The 13,191-nt window shown below is 69.1% G+C and carries 15 protein-coding genes; 9 read left to right on the top strand and 6 right to left on the bottom strand.

Annotated elements, in window-relative coordinates:
• Positions 1-39 precede the first annotated feature (39 nt).
• The 3 genes from hda to ABQJ56_RS07075 all read right to left on the bottom strand — a co-directional run bounded on the left by hda (position 40) and on the right by ABQJ56_RS07075 (position 3,046).
• Positions 40-726 (bottom strand): DnaA regulatory inactivator Hda, encoded by a 687-nt coding sequence (gene hda / locus ABQJ56_RS07085; protein ID WP_367844300.1) that lies wholly within the window; start codon positions 724-726, stop codon positions 40-42.
• On the bottom strand, positions 723-1,913 hold the full coding sequence (locus tag ABQJ56_RS07080) for an AI-2E family transporter (protein ID WP_367844299.1): 1,191 nt from the start codon (positions 1,911-1,913) through the stop codon (positions 723-725). The genes hda and ABQJ56_RS07080 overlap by 4 nt, the downstream gene beginning before the upstream one ends.
• Before the next feature lie 152 nt (positions 1,914-2,065).
• Positions 2,066-3,046 (bottom strand): DUF8605 domain-containing protein, encoded by a 981-nt coding sequence (locus tag ABQJ56_RS07075; RefSeq protein WP_367844298.1) that lies wholly within the window; start codon positions 3,044-3,046, stop codon positions 2,066-2,068.
• Positions 3,047-3,221: 175 nt separating this feature from the next.
• On the opposite strand from ABQJ56_RS07075, the gene purM reads away from it, so the two are divergent.
• The 3 genes from purM (at position 3,222) to ABQJ56_RS07060 (ending at position 5,883) form a co-directional block, all read left to right on the top strand.
• The gene (gene purM / locus ABQJ56_RS07070) at positions 3,222-4,310 is read left to right on the top strand and encodes a phosphoribosylformylglycinamidine cyclo-ligase (RefSeq protein WP_367844297.1); all 1,089 of its coding nucleotides are present in this window, start codon (positions 3,222-3,224) and stop codon (positions 4,308-4,310) included.
• Between the two features lie 172 nt (positions 4,311-4,482).
• A complete protein-coding gene (purN, locus tag ABQJ56_RS07065; RefSeq protein ID WP_367844296.1) occupies positions 4,483-5,133 on the top strand; it encodes a phosphoribosylglycinamide formyltransferase in 651 nt (216 codons plus the stop codon).
• 81 nt (positions 5,134-5,214) lie between these two features.
• A complete protein-coding gene (locus ABQJ56_RS07060; protein ID WP_367844295.1) occupies positions 5,215-5,883 on the top strand; it encodes a DUF3108 domain-containing protein in 669 nt (222 codons plus the stop codon).
• Between the two features lie 18 nt (positions 5,884-5,901).
• Here ABQJ56_RS07060 and ABQJ56_RS07055 read toward each other — a convergent pair whose 3' ends face one another.
• From ABQJ56_RS07055 to ABQJ56_RS07045, 3 genes are all read right to left on the bottom strand, one after another.
• Positions 5,902-6,240 (bottom strand): hypothetical protein, encoded by a 339-nt coding sequence (locus ABQJ56_RS07055; protein ID WP_367844294.1) that lies wholly within the window; start codon positions 6,238-6,240, stop codon positions 5,902-5,904.
• Between the two features lie 46 nt (positions 6,241-6,286).
• A complete protein-coding gene (gene murA / locus ABQJ56_RS07050) occupies positions 6,287-7,546 on the bottom strand; it encodes a UDP-N-acetylglucosamine 1-carboxyvinyltransferase (RefSeq protein WP_367844293.1) in 1,260 nt (419 codons plus the stop codon).
• A gap of 75 nt (positions 7,547-7,621) precedes the next feature.
• The gene (locus ABQJ56_RS07045) at positions 7,622-7,864 is read right to left on the bottom strand and encodes a BolA family protein (protein ID WP_367844292.1); all 243 of its coding nucleotides are present in this window, start codon (positions 7,862-7,864) and stop codon (positions 7,622-7,624) included.
• Between the two features lie 156 nt (positions 7,865-8,020).
• Here ABQJ56_RS07045 and ABQJ56_RS07040 point away from each other — a divergent pair, with 156 nt between their 5' ends.
• The 6 genes from ABQJ56_RS07040 to ABQJ56_RS07015 all read left to right on the top strand — a co-directional run bounded on the left by ABQJ56_RS07040 (position 8,021) and on the right by ABQJ56_RS07015 (position 13,089).
• Positions 8,021-9,031: a KpsF/GutQ family sugar-phosphate isomerase gene (locus ABQJ56_RS07040; protein ID WP_367844291.1), complete on the top strand. Its 1,011-nt coding sequence runs from the start codon at positions 8,021-8,023 to the stop codon at positions 9,029-9,031.
• A 68-nt stretch (positions 9,032-9,099) separates the two neighbouring features.
• On the top strand, positions 9,100-9,648 hold the full coding sequence (locus ABQJ56_RS07035) for a KdsC family phosphatase (RefSeq protein WP_367844290.1): 549 nt from the start codon (positions 9,100-9,102) through the stop codon (positions 9,646-9,648).
• Positions 9,645-10,313, top strand: coding sequence for an LPS export ABC transporter periplasmic protein LptC (gene lptC, locus ABQJ56_RS07030; protein ID WP_367844289.1), 669 nt, complete (start codon positions 9,645-9,647; stop codon positions 10,311-10,313). Before ABQJ56_RS07035 ends, lptC begins: the two co-directional genes overlap by 4 nt.
• On the top strand, positions 10,297-10,815 hold the full coding sequence (gene lptA, locus ABQJ56_RS07025; protein WP_437343402.1) for a lipopolysaccharide transport periplasmic protein LptA: 519 nt from the start codon (positions 10,297-10,299) through the stop codon (positions 10,813-10,815). The genes lptC and lptA overlap by 17 nt, the downstream gene beginning before the upstream one ends.
• Positions 10,816-10,818: 3 nt before the next feature.
• A complete protein-coding gene (gene lptB / locus ABQJ56_RS07020; RefSeq protein ID WP_367844287.1) occupies positions 10,819-11,538 on the top strand; it encodes an LPS export ABC transporter ATP-binding protein in 720 nt (239 codons plus the stop codon).
• 84 nt (positions 11,539-11,622) lie between these two features.
• Positions 11,623-13,089: an RNA polymerase factor sigma-54 gene (locus ABQJ56_RS07015; protein ID WP_367844286.1), complete on the top strand. Its 1,467-nt coding sequence runs from the start codon at positions 11,623-11,625 to the stop codon at positions 13,087-13,089.
• Positions 13,090-13,191 lie beyond the last annotated feature (102 nt).

Here is a 13,191-nt window from a genome sequence, read left to right as displayed (position 1 = left end):
CAGGGGAAATCCACCATCGTCTTCGCTTGACCTTTCCGGCTATTTCAGCAGCCCGCGCAGAAACGGAATCGTCACCCGCCGCTGCGCCGCGAGCGAGGCCTGATCCAGCTTGTCGAGCAGGTCGAGCAGCGCGCCAAGGTCACGGGTGTGGCGGGCAAACAGCCAGTCCAGCACGCCCTCATCCAGCTCGATGCCGCGCAGACCGGCCTGGGCCTTGAGCACTTCGCGGCGCTCGGCGTCGTCCAGCGGCTTCAGCGCGAATTGCGTGCAGGCGCCCAGGCGAGAGCGCAGGTCGGGCAAGCTGAGAGCCAGTTGCGCAGGCGCCGCCTCGGCGGCGAACAGCAGGGCCGCGCCTTCCGCTTTTGCGCGGTTGTAGAGGTCGAACAGCGCGTGCTCGGCCTCGCGCTCGCCGGCGATGGCGCCCAGGTCGTCGAGTGCCAGCAGCGCGCCGCCGGCCACGCCGCGGATCGCGGTGGCACGGTCGGCGATACTCGCCAGTGGCAGGTATTGCACGCCGCGGCCCGCTTCGCCGGCGGCCTGGCAGGCGGCCATCAGCAGATGGCTCTTGCCGCTGCCGGCAGGACCATGCAGGTACAGCCACGGCGCGCCGGGTTCGCATGCCAGCGCCTCGACCGCGGCCAGCGCGGCGGCATTGGCGCCGGCATGGAAATGTCCGAAGCGCTGGCGGCGCGGCCAGCGCAGGGCGAGCGGCAGTTGCGGGATCATGGCTTAGCGGGCGGCTCGTGCGGCGGCGTTTCGATCACCGTCTCGGTTTCCACCGTGCCGGCGGCGGTGCTCACCGTGACGTCCACCTCGGTCGCCTCGTCGGGGATGGCGGGATCGGCCTCGCCCTCCTCGGTATACAGATCGCTACGCCGGTAGCGCTCCATCAGGTAGCGCAGCAGCACCACCACCACCGAGGCGGCCGGCAGCGCGAGCAGCACGCCGAGGAAGCCGAACAGCTCGCCGCCGGCCAGCACCGCGAAAATCACCGCCACCGGGTGCAGGCCGATCTTCTCGCCCACCAGCTTGGGCACCAGCACGTAGCCTTCCAGCAGCTGGCCGACCACGAACACGCCGCAGACGATCAGCACGTGGCTCCAGTCGCCGTACTGCACCAGCGCGGCGATCAGCGCGGCGCCGAAGCCGGTGATGAAGCCGAGATAGGGCACGAAGCTGAGCAGGCCCGCGATCATGCCGATCAGCGCGCCTACCGACAGTCCCGCCACCAGCGACAACGCGCCGCCGTAGTACACGCCCAGCGCCAGCATCACCAGCAACTGGCCACGCACGAAGGCGCCGAGCACCGCGTCCGACTCGCGCGCGAGGTGGGCGATGGTGGGTTCGATCGAACGCGGCAGCAGGCGGTCGATCGCCGCCACCAGCCGATCCCAGTCGCGCAGCAGGTAGAACGCCACCACCGGGATCAACACCAGGTTGGTAAGCCACAGCACCACGCCCAGGCCCGAGCGCGAGACCTTGCCCAGCACCTGGCCGGCGATGCCGCCGACCGAGCCGATGTGCTCCTTGAGCGTGGCGATCAGCCGGTCGCTGTCGAAGGTGCGCGGATCGAGGTGCAGCTTCGCCTGCAGCCACGGCCAGGCGGTGTGTTCGGCCCAGTCCACGTAGCGCGGCACGTTCTGGATCAGGTTCTCGATCTGGTGCGAGATCAGCGGGATCAGCAGCAGCAGCGCGCCGCCCAGCAGCAGCACCAGCACCAGGAACACGATGCTCACCGCCAGCGTGCGCCCCAGGCCGTAGCGCTCCAGCCGGTCGGCCAGCGGATCGCCGAGATACGCCAGCATCGCCGCCACCACGAACGGCATCAGCATCGGCGACAACCGCCACAGCAGGAAGCCGATGACCGCAAGGATCGCCAGCAGCTGCCAGCGGCGGTGGGTGTCGTGGTTCAAGGCAGGCCCCCGTGGCACACGGCGCTTTCGCTCGTCATCCCCGCGAAAGCGGGAGGCCAGTGTCTCCCGGCCGCTGGACAGGCAGGCCGCCGCGTTCCCGCTCCCGCGGGAATGACGGCGTTGTCGCGTGCGGCGTCGCGCACAGCCATGCCTCAGTGCAGCCAGCGCAGGCTGGCATCCGTGCCCGGGTGCGCGGGCGCGCGGATCAACCGCCCGCTGGCGGCAAGGTTCGCGGCCAGCGCGTCGGCCGGCATCGCCGCCTTCACCTCGAACAGCATGCCGTCGTTCTCCGCGCCCAGGGTGGCGACGCTGCGCACCGAGGGATCGGCGCCCAGCACGTTGAGCAGGCCGGCGTAGTCCATCGCGCTGCCCAGCCCGCTCACCCACAGCTTCTCGTTGCTGACCGTGGCGCCGATCACGTTGAGCTGCCTGCCGATGCGGTCGACCACGCCGTTGCCGGCATGGGTCAGCAGCGCGTCCTCGGCGGCGGCCTTGTCGGTCCAGCGCTGCGCCTTGCCGCCGGACACCAGGGTCCAGTCGGCGCTGCCGTCGTGCAGGCTGCCGAGCAGCACCAGGCCGGTGTGGTACTGCTGGTTGATCGCCACCAGCGTGGCGGGATCGGCGGCATCCACCTTGGCCGGATCAGGCGCGTTCGCGGGATCGACATAGGCTACGCCATACCCGCGCGCGGCGGCCGCGGCGGCAAGGCCAGCCAGCGCCGTCTTGTCCAGCAGCTGGCCATCGCTGCCGCGCACCATCAGCAACACCGGCGGCCTGGCGCCCACGTTGCCTGTCACGCCGAGCGAGCCGACCAGGTGGCGCACCGCGCCCGGCGCGAAGTCCACCTGCAGGCTCATGCCGGTGGCGGCACGCGCGTACTGGAAGTGGAGCACCAGGGCGGCGGCATTCTTCAGCGCGTCGTCGTAACCCGCCTTGTCGCGCAGGTCCTGGCCGCCGGCCACCCGCACCAGCACCTGGCCGAGCGCGGTGGCGAAGGCGTCGTTGCGCTGGGTATCGCTGGTGTCGGGTACCGGCACCGTCACCGAATACGGCGAGGCGCTCTGCGCGTGCAGCGGCGGCAGCGCGGCGAAACCCAGCAGCAGGACGACGGAGAACAGGCGGACCAGACGCATCGGGGACAGGCGCATCGGCGTGACACTTCGCGGGGAATACCGTAGAAGTCTGCCCAATCGCCCTTCCGGCGTCCATGCCGGCGGCCACGGAACCGGGACGCCACCCGGTCCCGGCGACCACCGGGGGCACCCCGCATGCGCTAGAATTGCGCGTTTCCCACCGCCGGTTCCCGCCATGTCCGACGCCCTCACCTACCGCGCCGCCGGCGTCGACATCGACGCCGGCAATGCCCTGGTCGAACGCATCAAGCCGCTGGTCAAGCGCACCAGCCGCCCCGAGGTGATGGGCGGGCTGGGCGGCTTCGGCGGCCTGTTCAACCTCGGCGGCAAGTACAAGGAGCCGGTACTGGTCTCCGGCACCGACGGCGTGGGCACCAAGCTCAAGCTCGCCCAGCAGCTGAATCGCCACGACACCATCGGCATCGACCTGGTGGGCATGTGCGTGAACGACGTGCTGGTGCAGGGCGCCGAGCCGCTGTTCTTCCTCGACTACTTCGCCACCGGCAAGCTGGACGTGGACACCGCCGCCGCCGTGGTGGGCGGCATCGCCAGGGGCTGCGAACTGGCCGGCTGCGCCCTGATCGGCGGCGAGACCGCCGAGATGCCCGACATGTACCCGCCGGGCGAATACGACCTCGCCGGCTTCACCGTGGGCGTGGTGGAGAAGGCCGCGCTGCTCGGCGGCGACGGCATCGTGGCCGGCGACGTGGTGCTGGGCGTGGCTTCCAGCGGTCCGCATTCCAACGGCTATTCGCTGATCCGCAAGATCCTCGAACGCGCCGGCAGCCCGCTGGATCTCGACGTGGGCGGCGTGCGGCTGGTCGACGCGCTGATGGCGCCCACCACGATCTACGTGAAGCCGATGCTGGAGCTGCTCGCCGTGCAGGGTTCGTCTGCGGGTTCCTCGCAAAACCCCGCGCATCCCTGTGCGGACTCCTCAAAAATTCCCGTCCACGGCATGGCCCACATCACCGGCGGCGGCCTCAGGGAAAACATCATCCGCGTGGTGCCCGACGGCCTCGGCCTCGCACTGGACGCCGCCAGCATCGCGCTGCCGCCGGTGTTCGACTGGCTGCAGCGCGAAGGCAAGGTGGCGCGCGAGGAAATGTGGCGCACCTTCAACTGCGGCGTGGGCTTCACCGTGATCCTGCCGCAGGCTGCGGTGGCTGCGGCTTCGGCCCTGCTGGCGAAGCACGGGTTGGCCAGCCGCATGATCGGCGAAGTGGTGAAGGCGGTGGGCGACGAGCGCGTCCATATCGGCTGATGCCTGCCCACTCGGCCACTTCCACCCAACTTGCCACAACGTCATTCCGGCGAAGGCCGGAATCCAGTGAAATACATCGTGCGAAACACACGAAACAGATTTTGTGTGCTTCGCACGCATCCCTTGACTGGATTCCGGCCTTCACCGGAATGACGAGCAAAATCCTTTGCCCATGACCCCTCCCTTGCGCATCGCCGTACTCGCCTCCGGCCGCGGCAGCAATCTCGCCGCGCTGATCGCCGCCCGCGATGCCGGCAAGCTTCCGGTGGAGTTCGTGCTGGTAGGCAGCGACAAGGCTTCCGCCGGCGCGCTGAGGCTGGCTGAGGACGCCGGCATTCCCACCTTGGCGCTGAACCCCAAAAGCTTTCCCGATCGCCCGGCCTTCGACCGCGAACTGTTTGCCCGCCTCGCGGCCAGCGGTGCCGAACTGCTGGTGCTGGCCGGCTTCATGCGCGTGATCGATGCCGCCGTGGTGGCCGAGTGGGAAGGCCGCGCCATCAACATCCACCCCTCGCTGCTGCCGAAGTACCCCGGCCTGCACACGCACCGCCGCTGCCTCGAAGCCGGCGACGCCGAACACGGCGCCAGCGTCCACTACGTCACCGCCGAACTGGACGGCGGCCCGGTGGTGGCGCAGGCACGCATCCCGGTCGGCGCCAGCGATACCGAAGCCACGCTTGCGGAACGCCTGCTGGCGGAAGAACACAGGTTGCTGCCCGCCGTGGTCGGCGCGATCGCCAGCGGTCGCCTGCGCTGGAACGGCAAGGCGGTATTCGACGGCCAGCCGGTCGAATCCCCCCTTTCGCTGGAACAGCTGTCGTAGAAACGCAGGGTCGCGCAGCATTCAGGCGCACACCTTATAGTCGGCGGCATGAAGACCGCCCTTCTCCGCACCGGCCTTGCCATGGCCCTCGCCCTGCCCGCCGCCGCGGCTCTCGCCGCCAGCGTGCCGCAGTCCTTCACCGCCACCTACCGCGTGCTGCAGGGTGGCGAGCCGCTGGGGAATGCCACGCTCACGCTGAAGCCGGCCGGCAACGGCCAGTACGAATACACCGACAAGATCGTCGGCACCTCCGGCCTCGCCGCGGCGCTGGGCGCGAGCACGTCGGAAGTGTCGCGCTTCGCATGGGTCGGCAGGGTGCCGCAGGCCATTTCGTACAAGTACGCGATGGCCTCCGCGTTCAAGCCGAAGAACCGCGAACTCGCCGTGCAGGGCAACACCGTGCAGGTGGACGACAACGGCAGGCACCACAGCTATCCCGCGCAGGCAGGCATGGTGGAGCGCAACACCTTGCCGCTGGCACTGGGTGTGGCGCTGCGCGACGGCGCGAAGGGCGCCACTTTCCCGGTCGGCGGCAGGCAGAACATCGAAACGCAGACTTTCCAGGTCGGCGCCAACGAAAAGGTCAGCGTCCCCGCCGGCTCGTTCGATGCCGTGCGCGTGGATCGCACCGACCAGGACCGCGACTTCAACGCGTGGTACGTGCCGGCGAAATATCCGGTGCCGGTGAAGATCGCCCAGAAGGACGGCGGCAACCTGACGCTGGAGCTGGTGCGCTATTCGCAGCCGTAACCGGCCGGTGAACAGGCATCAGACCGCAGCCAGTTTCTTTTCCCGAGCCATCTGCCTGACGAGGTTCACCCGCAGCCAGCGACGGGCCCGTGGCTGCTCAAGCACGACCTCCAGTACCCAAGAGGTCAATGCAACTGCACAACCGATGGAAGCCCAATGGACCGGGCCGCTGCTATAGCCGTACCAGTCGGCGACCGTGCTCGCGCCGAAAATGACACAAAAGAACACGCCCAGCCTGATCGCCATGTCGCGACCACTGCGGCTCTCCGCAATCGCCTCTCGCCACCATTTGCGCCTGTCTCCCGGCACCAGGTCACACAGCTCCGGGATACTCTCTATCCGCCAGTAGTACGCCATGCCCTGCCCTCCGTTGCACAACGGAGGGCAGTCTGCGGCGAACCGCTCAGTTGGGCAAGCGGCGGATCCGCGCGCCCAGCGTGCCGAGCTTTTCCTCGATGTTCTCGTAGCCGCGGTCGATGTGGTACACGCGGTCCACCGTGGTGTCGCCCTGCGCGACCAGGCCGGCCAGCACCAGGCAGGCCGAGGCGCGCAGGTCGGTGGCCATGATCGGCGCGCCGCTCATCTGCTGCACGCCCTGGATCACCGCGGTATTGCCTTCCAGGTGGATGTCGGCGCCGAGGCGCTGCAGTTCGTGGGCGTGCATGAAGCGGTTCTCGAACACCGTTTCGGTGATGACGCCGGTGCCCTCGGCCACGCAGTTGAGCGCGGTGAACTGGGCCTGCATGTCGGTGGGGAACGCGGGGTACGGCGCGGTGGTGATGTTGACCGCCTTCGGCCGGCGCCCACCCATATCCAGCTCGATCCAGTCGTCGCCGCTGGAGATGTGCGCGCCGGACTCCTCCAGCTTGGCCAGCACCGCATCCATCGTGCTGGCACGGGCGCCGCGGGCGCGCACCTTGCCGCCGGTCATCGCGGCGCCGACCAGGAAGGTGCCGGTCTCGATGCGGTCGGGCAGCACCTGGTAGTCGGTGCCGTGCAGGCGGCCCACGCCGTGGATCACCAGCGTGGAGGTGCCCACGCCCTCGATCTGCGCGCCCATCGCCATCAGGCAATGCGCGAGATCCACCACCTCGGGCTCCTGCGCCGCGTTCTCGATCACCGTGGTGCCCTCGGCCAGCGTGGCGGCCATCATGATGTTCTCGGTGCCGGTGACGGTGACCATGTCCATCACGATGCGCGCACCCTTGAGCCGCTTCGCGCGCGCCTTGATGTAGCCGTTCTCCACGCTGATCTCGGCGCCCAGCGCCTGCAGGCCGCGGATGTGCTGGTCCACCGGGCGCGAACCGATCGCGCAGCCGCCGGGCAGCGACACCTCGGCCTGGCCGAAGCGCGCCACCAGCGGGCCCAGCACCAGGATCGAGGCGCGCATGGTGCGCACCAGGTCGTAAGGCGCGATGCAGGTACTGGTGGTGCGCGGATCGACGTGGATCTTCATGCGGTCGTCCAGCACCAGCTGCACGCCCATCTGGCCGAGCAGTTCGATGAAGGTGGTGACGTCGTGCAGGTGCGGCACGTTGCCGATGCTCACCGGTGCGTCGGCCAGCAGGCAGGCGGCGAGGATCGGCAGCACGGCGTTCTTCGCGCCGGAAATGCCCACCTCGCCCTGGAGCGGCACGCCGCCATTGATCAGGATCTTGGCCATCTTGTGGTCCTAACTGGTGCGCTCCGCCATTGAGCGCAAGTAAAGAGCCGGCATGGGTGCCGGGATGTCATGACATCACCCTTGGCGCGCCGCGGCTTCCTCGGGGGTCAGCGTCTTCAATGCCAGCGCGTGGATCGCGCCGCCCATCAGTTCGCCCAGCGTGGCGTAGACCAGCCGGTGCCGCGCCAGCGGCAGCTTGCCGGCGAACTGGCTGGCGACCACGGTGGCCTCGAAATGCACGCCATCGTCGCCGCTGACCTCGGCCTGCGCTCCGGGCAGTCCGGTTTCGATCAGGGTCTGGATGCGTGCTGGGTCCATCGGGCTTCCACGGAAAGGGGCAGCTGACACGGCCGGAATCGGCACTGCGTCGGCTTGTGACGTTAAAATGCGAATGTGCCATGGTAATGGAAATCCCCTGTCCCAGAAACGACAGCGATCCCGTCACGGCACCCCGACACCCCGCACCGAGCCGACATGAACCCTCGCCCCGCCCCGCACGCCGCCATCGAACCGCAGCCTGACGCCATCGTGCGCAGCGCCCGCGCGGTGATCGCCACCGAGGCGGCGGCGATCGCCGAACTGGAGCCGCGCATCGGCGCCGCGTTCGTCGAGGCGTGCCGGCTGCTCCTGGCCTGCCGCGGCCGCGTGGTGGTCACCGGCATGGGCAAGTCCGGCCACGTGGCGCGCAAGATCGCCGCCACCCTCGCCTCCACCGGCACCCCGGCGTTCTTCGTGCACCCGGGCGAGGCCAGCCACGGCGACCTCGGCATGATCCAGCCCGACGACGTGGTGCTGGCGCTGTCCTATTCCGGCGAGACCGACGAGCTGCTGTTCATCCTGCCGATGATCAAGCGCCAGGGCATCCCGCTGATCGCGCTCACCGGCAAACCCGGCTCCTCGCTGGCCGGCCAGGCCGACGTGCACCTGGACGGCAGCATCAGCAACGAGGCCTGCCCGCTGGGCCTGGCCCCCACCACCAGCACCACCGCGGCACTGGTGCTGGGCGACGCGCTGGCGATCGCCCTGCTGGAGGCGCGCGGCTTCACCTCGGACGACTTCGCCCGCTCGCATCCGGCCGGCAGCCTGGGCCGCCGCCTGCTGCTGCGGATCAGCGACGTGATGCACGCCGGCGACAACGTGCCGCGCGTGCCGCCCGAGGCCAGCCTCACCGCCGCGCTGGTGGAGATGACCCGCAAGCACCTGGGCATGACCGCCGTGGTGGACGCCGAAGACCGCCTGCTCGGCGTGTTCACCGACGGCGACCTGCGCCGCGCGCTGGACGACGAGGACGTGAACCTGCGCGGCGCCACCGTGGCCGAGCTGATGACCCGCGGTCCCAAGACCATCGGCCCGGACAAGCTGGCGGCCGAGGCGGCGCAACTGATGGAAAAACACCAGATCCACGCCCTGCTGGTGGTGGACGAGGAGCGGCGCGTGGTCGGCGCGCTGAACATTCACGATCTGCTCCGTGCGCGTGTCGTCTGATACGGCTTGCCGCATCAGACAAATCAGGCAAGCCGCTCTTGACCTTGGCTCCACCAAAACCACAGCCCGTGCCCACTAACTACCTCTCCAACATCCCCGCCGACCTCCTCGCCCGCGCCGCGAAGATCCGCGTGGCCGCGTTCGACGTGGACGGCACGCTCACCGACGGCCGCCTGTGGTACAGCGAGGCCGGCCACGAGACCAAGGTGTTCCACGTGCACGACGGCCTGGGCCTGAAGCGGCTGCAGGCGAACGGCGTGCAGGTGGCGCTGATCACCGCGCGGATCAGCCATCCGGTGGCGCTGCGCGCCGAGGAGCTGGAGATCGCCCACGTCTACCAGGGCCAGGGCGACAAGCGCGCCTGCCTCGAGGACCTGCTGGAAGCGCTCAACCTCACGCCCGAGCAGGCCGCCTTCGTCGGCGACGACCTGCCCGACCTGCCGGCCATGCGCATCGCCGGCCTCGTCGTGGCGGTGGCCAACGCCCACCCGTGGGTGGCGGAGGCCGCGCACTGGCAGACCCGCCTGCCCGGCGGCATGGGCGCGGCGCGCGAGGCCTGCGACCTGATCCTGCACGCGCAGGGCCGGGATGCGGCGGAACGGGAGCGCTGGAAGTGATCACGCGCCTGCGCCGCTGGCTGCGCGACCGCAAACTGGCCAGCGCGATCGTGCTGGTCGCGCTGGCGGGCGGCTTCGCCCAGCTGCTGCTGTGGTGGATGGGGCCGCCGACGAAACCGAACGACTTCGTGGGTCCGCCGCGCTCGGGCTACGTCCTCTACAACGCCAGGATGTGGTCCTACAACCCCGAAGGCCGGCTGGCCTTCCGCATGCAGGCGCCGCACCTGGACCGCCGCGACGAAGACGAGACGCTGTACATCAATTCGCCGGTATTCGACATCTCCGCCAGGAAGCCCGGCGTACCGGACTGGCATGGCCATTCGCTGTACGGCTGGGTCGACAAGAGCGGCACCCTCATCAAGCTGCAGGGGCCGGTGACCATGCACCGCCCCGGCTACGCCGACAATGCGCCAGTCGACCTGGTCACCTCAGACACCACTGTGTGGCCTAAGGAAAACCGCATGATGACCGACGCGCCGGCGCAGATGACGCAGGGCGACAGTAGAATGAACGGGACCGGCATGCGTGCCAGCCTCAACGACAATCACCTGGAGTTGCTCCATGACGTCCACGGCGTTCTCATCCCGCACAAGCGGAATGCTCCGGCTCAGCCTAGTTCTGCTCGGCCTTCTCGTCTTGCAGCCAGCCTTGGCAAAGAAGGATGACCGCAACCAGCCGATGAATGTCGAACACGCCGACTCATTCAGCGGCTTCAATGCACCCAACAGCATCACCACGTTGAACGGTCACGTGGTGATTACCCAGGGCACCATGAAGGTGACCGGCAACCTGGCCAAGATCCATTTCGATGCCGACCAGCAGGTCAGCCGCGTGGTGGTGACCGGTAATCCGGCGCACATCCAGGAACTCGACGACAGCGGCAACCTGATGACCGGTGACGCGGCCCAGCTCGACTACGACAACATCAACGGCATCGCCGTACTGACCGGCAACGCCGTAGTGCATCAACAAGGCCGCGGCGAGGCGCATGGCGACAAGCTCACCTACAACACGCAGACCGCCTACATAACTGGTGACAGCAACGGCGATGGACGAGTGCACATGACTTTCCTGCCCAAGCCGAAGCCGGAAACCACCAAGTCTGCGCCGGCGAAGGCGCCGGCCGCGGCCGTCAGCGCCCCGTCTCCCGCCCAGAAGCAGCCGTAACCGATGCTCTCGGCCGAAGGTCTGCAGAAGAGTTTCAAGGCGCGGCAGGTGGTGCGCGATTTCGGCTTCTCCATCCGCGAGGGAGAAGTGGTGGGCCTGCTCGGCCCCAACGGCGCCGGCAAGACCACCTGCTTCTACATGGTGGTGGGCCTGATCGAGGCCGACGCCGGCACGATCAAGCTGGACAAGCAGGACATCACCGGCCTGCCGATGCACCTGCGCGCCCGCCTGGGCATCGGCTACCTGCCGCAGGAGGCCTCGGTGTTCCGCCGGCTCAGCGTGGCGGACAACATCATGGCCGTGCTGGAGCTGCGCGAGGGACTCGGCGCGCAGCAACGCGACGCCGAGCTGGAAAGCCTGCTGGACGAGCTGAAGATCGCCCACATCGCCGGCCAGAAGGGCATCAGCCTGTCCGGCGGCGAACGCCGCCGCGTGGAAATCGCCCGCGCGCTGGCCGCCAACCCGCGCTACATGCTGCTGGACGAGCCGTTCGCCGGCGTCGACCCGATCTCGGTGGGCGAGATCCAGCGCATCGTGCGCCACCTCAAGGAACGCGGCATCGGCGTGCTGATCACCGACCACAACGTGCGCGAGACGCTGGGCATCTGCGACCGTGCCTACATCCTCAACGACGGCGAGGTGCTGTCGCGCGGCACGCCCGCCCACATCCTCGCCGACGAGAAGGTGCGCGAGGTCTATCTGGGCCGCGAATTCAGGCTGTGACGGCGGCTGCGCGGGGGGTGCACGGCTATGGCCGCCCCCGCCGGCTGCGGGTAGGATGGGCCCCAGTCCAAGCAGCCGGCCGGCATGAAACCCGCACTCCAGTTCCGCCTCCATCAACAGCTCACCCTGACGCCGCAGCTGCAGCTGGCCATCCGCCTGCTGCAGCTGTCGCAACTGGAGCTGGAGGCCGAACTGCGGCAGCTCGCCGAAGGCAACCCGCTGCTGGAGTTCGCCGACGAGAGCGAGGACGAAACCGCCGCCGACGAAGCCGCGCCGGAAACCGACTACCTGCAGGTGCCCGGCCCCGCCGAGGCCGCCGCCGACCGCAGTGTCGACGGCGACGATGTCGCCGAATGGGCCGACGACGGCGGCGGCAGCGTCGAGACCCCGATCGATTTTTCCAACGGCAGCGGCAACAGCGGCGCCACGCGCGGCGACGAGGACTTCGAGCCGCAGAACGTCGCGCCCGAAACCCTGCAGCAGCACCTGCTGTGGCAGCTCAACCTGGCCGGCTTCAATCCGCGCCAGACCGCGATCGCCACCGTGCTGATCGACGCGCTGAACGCCGACGGCTATCTCGCCGACGGCATCGAGGCGGTGCGTACGGCGTTGCCGGCCAACCTGGCTGCCGACCTGGACGAGATCGAGGCGGTGCGACGCCAGCTGCAGGGCTTCGACCCGCTGGGCGTGGCCAGCCTGGACCTGCGCGACTGCCTGCACAGCCAGCTGGAGCAGTTCGACGCCGCCACCCCGCAGCGCGGGCTGGCGCTCGCCATCGTCGACGGCGAACTGGAACTGCTGGCGCGCAACGACATCGCGAAGCTGGCGCGCAAGCTGCGCGCAAGCGAGGACGAGGTGGCCGCCGCCGCCGCGCTGATCCGCAGCCTCGACCCGCGCCCCGGCGCGGCGCTGGACAGCACCCCGGTGGAATACGTGGCGCCGGACGTCTACGCGGTGCGCGACGGTGGCCGCTGGCAGGTGCGCCTGAATCCGGACGCCCAGCCGCGGCTGGGCCTGAACCAGCACTACTGCAACCTGATCGCCCGCGCCCGTGGCGACGACGCCAGCTGGATGAAGGGCCAGCTGCAGGAGGCACGCTGGCTGCTGAAGAGCCTGGAATCGCGCGCCGAGACCCTGCTCAAGGTGGCCGGCGCCATCGTGCGGCGGCAGAGCGCCTTCCTCGACTACGGCCCCGAGGCGATGCACCCGCTGGTGCTGCGCGAGGTGGCCGAGGAGGTGGGCATGCACGAATCCACCATCTCGCGCGTCACCACGCGCAAGTACCTGCACACGCCGCGCGGCACTTTCGAGCTGAAATATTTCTTCTCCAGCGGCGTCTCCACCGAGGACGGCGGCAGCGCCTCGGCCACCGCGATCCAGGCCATGCTGCGCAAGCTGATCGAGGCGGAAGACCCGCGCAAGCCGCTGTCCGACCAGGCGCTGGCGGAGGAGCTGAAGGGCAGGGGCATCCAGGTCGCCCGCCGCACCGTGGCCAAGTACCGCGAAGGCTTGCGCATCCCCAGTTCCAGCGAACGCCAGCGCATAGTCTGAACGGGGAACTTGCCTGCCGGGAAAACGCTCCCATTACCTGTAGCGAAGGATGATCGACGACGCGCCGCGGGCCTCGGCCCGCAGCGTGTCCATCCCGCCGCG

The sequence above is a fragment of the Rhodanobacter geophilus genome, assembly GCF_040812275.1.
Lineage (GTDB): Bacteria > Pseudomonadota > Gammaproteobacteria > Xanthomonadales > Rhodanobacteraceae > Rhodanobacter_A > Rhodanobacter_A geophilus.
This window is presented reverse-complemented; position numbering and strand designations above follow the sequence as displayed.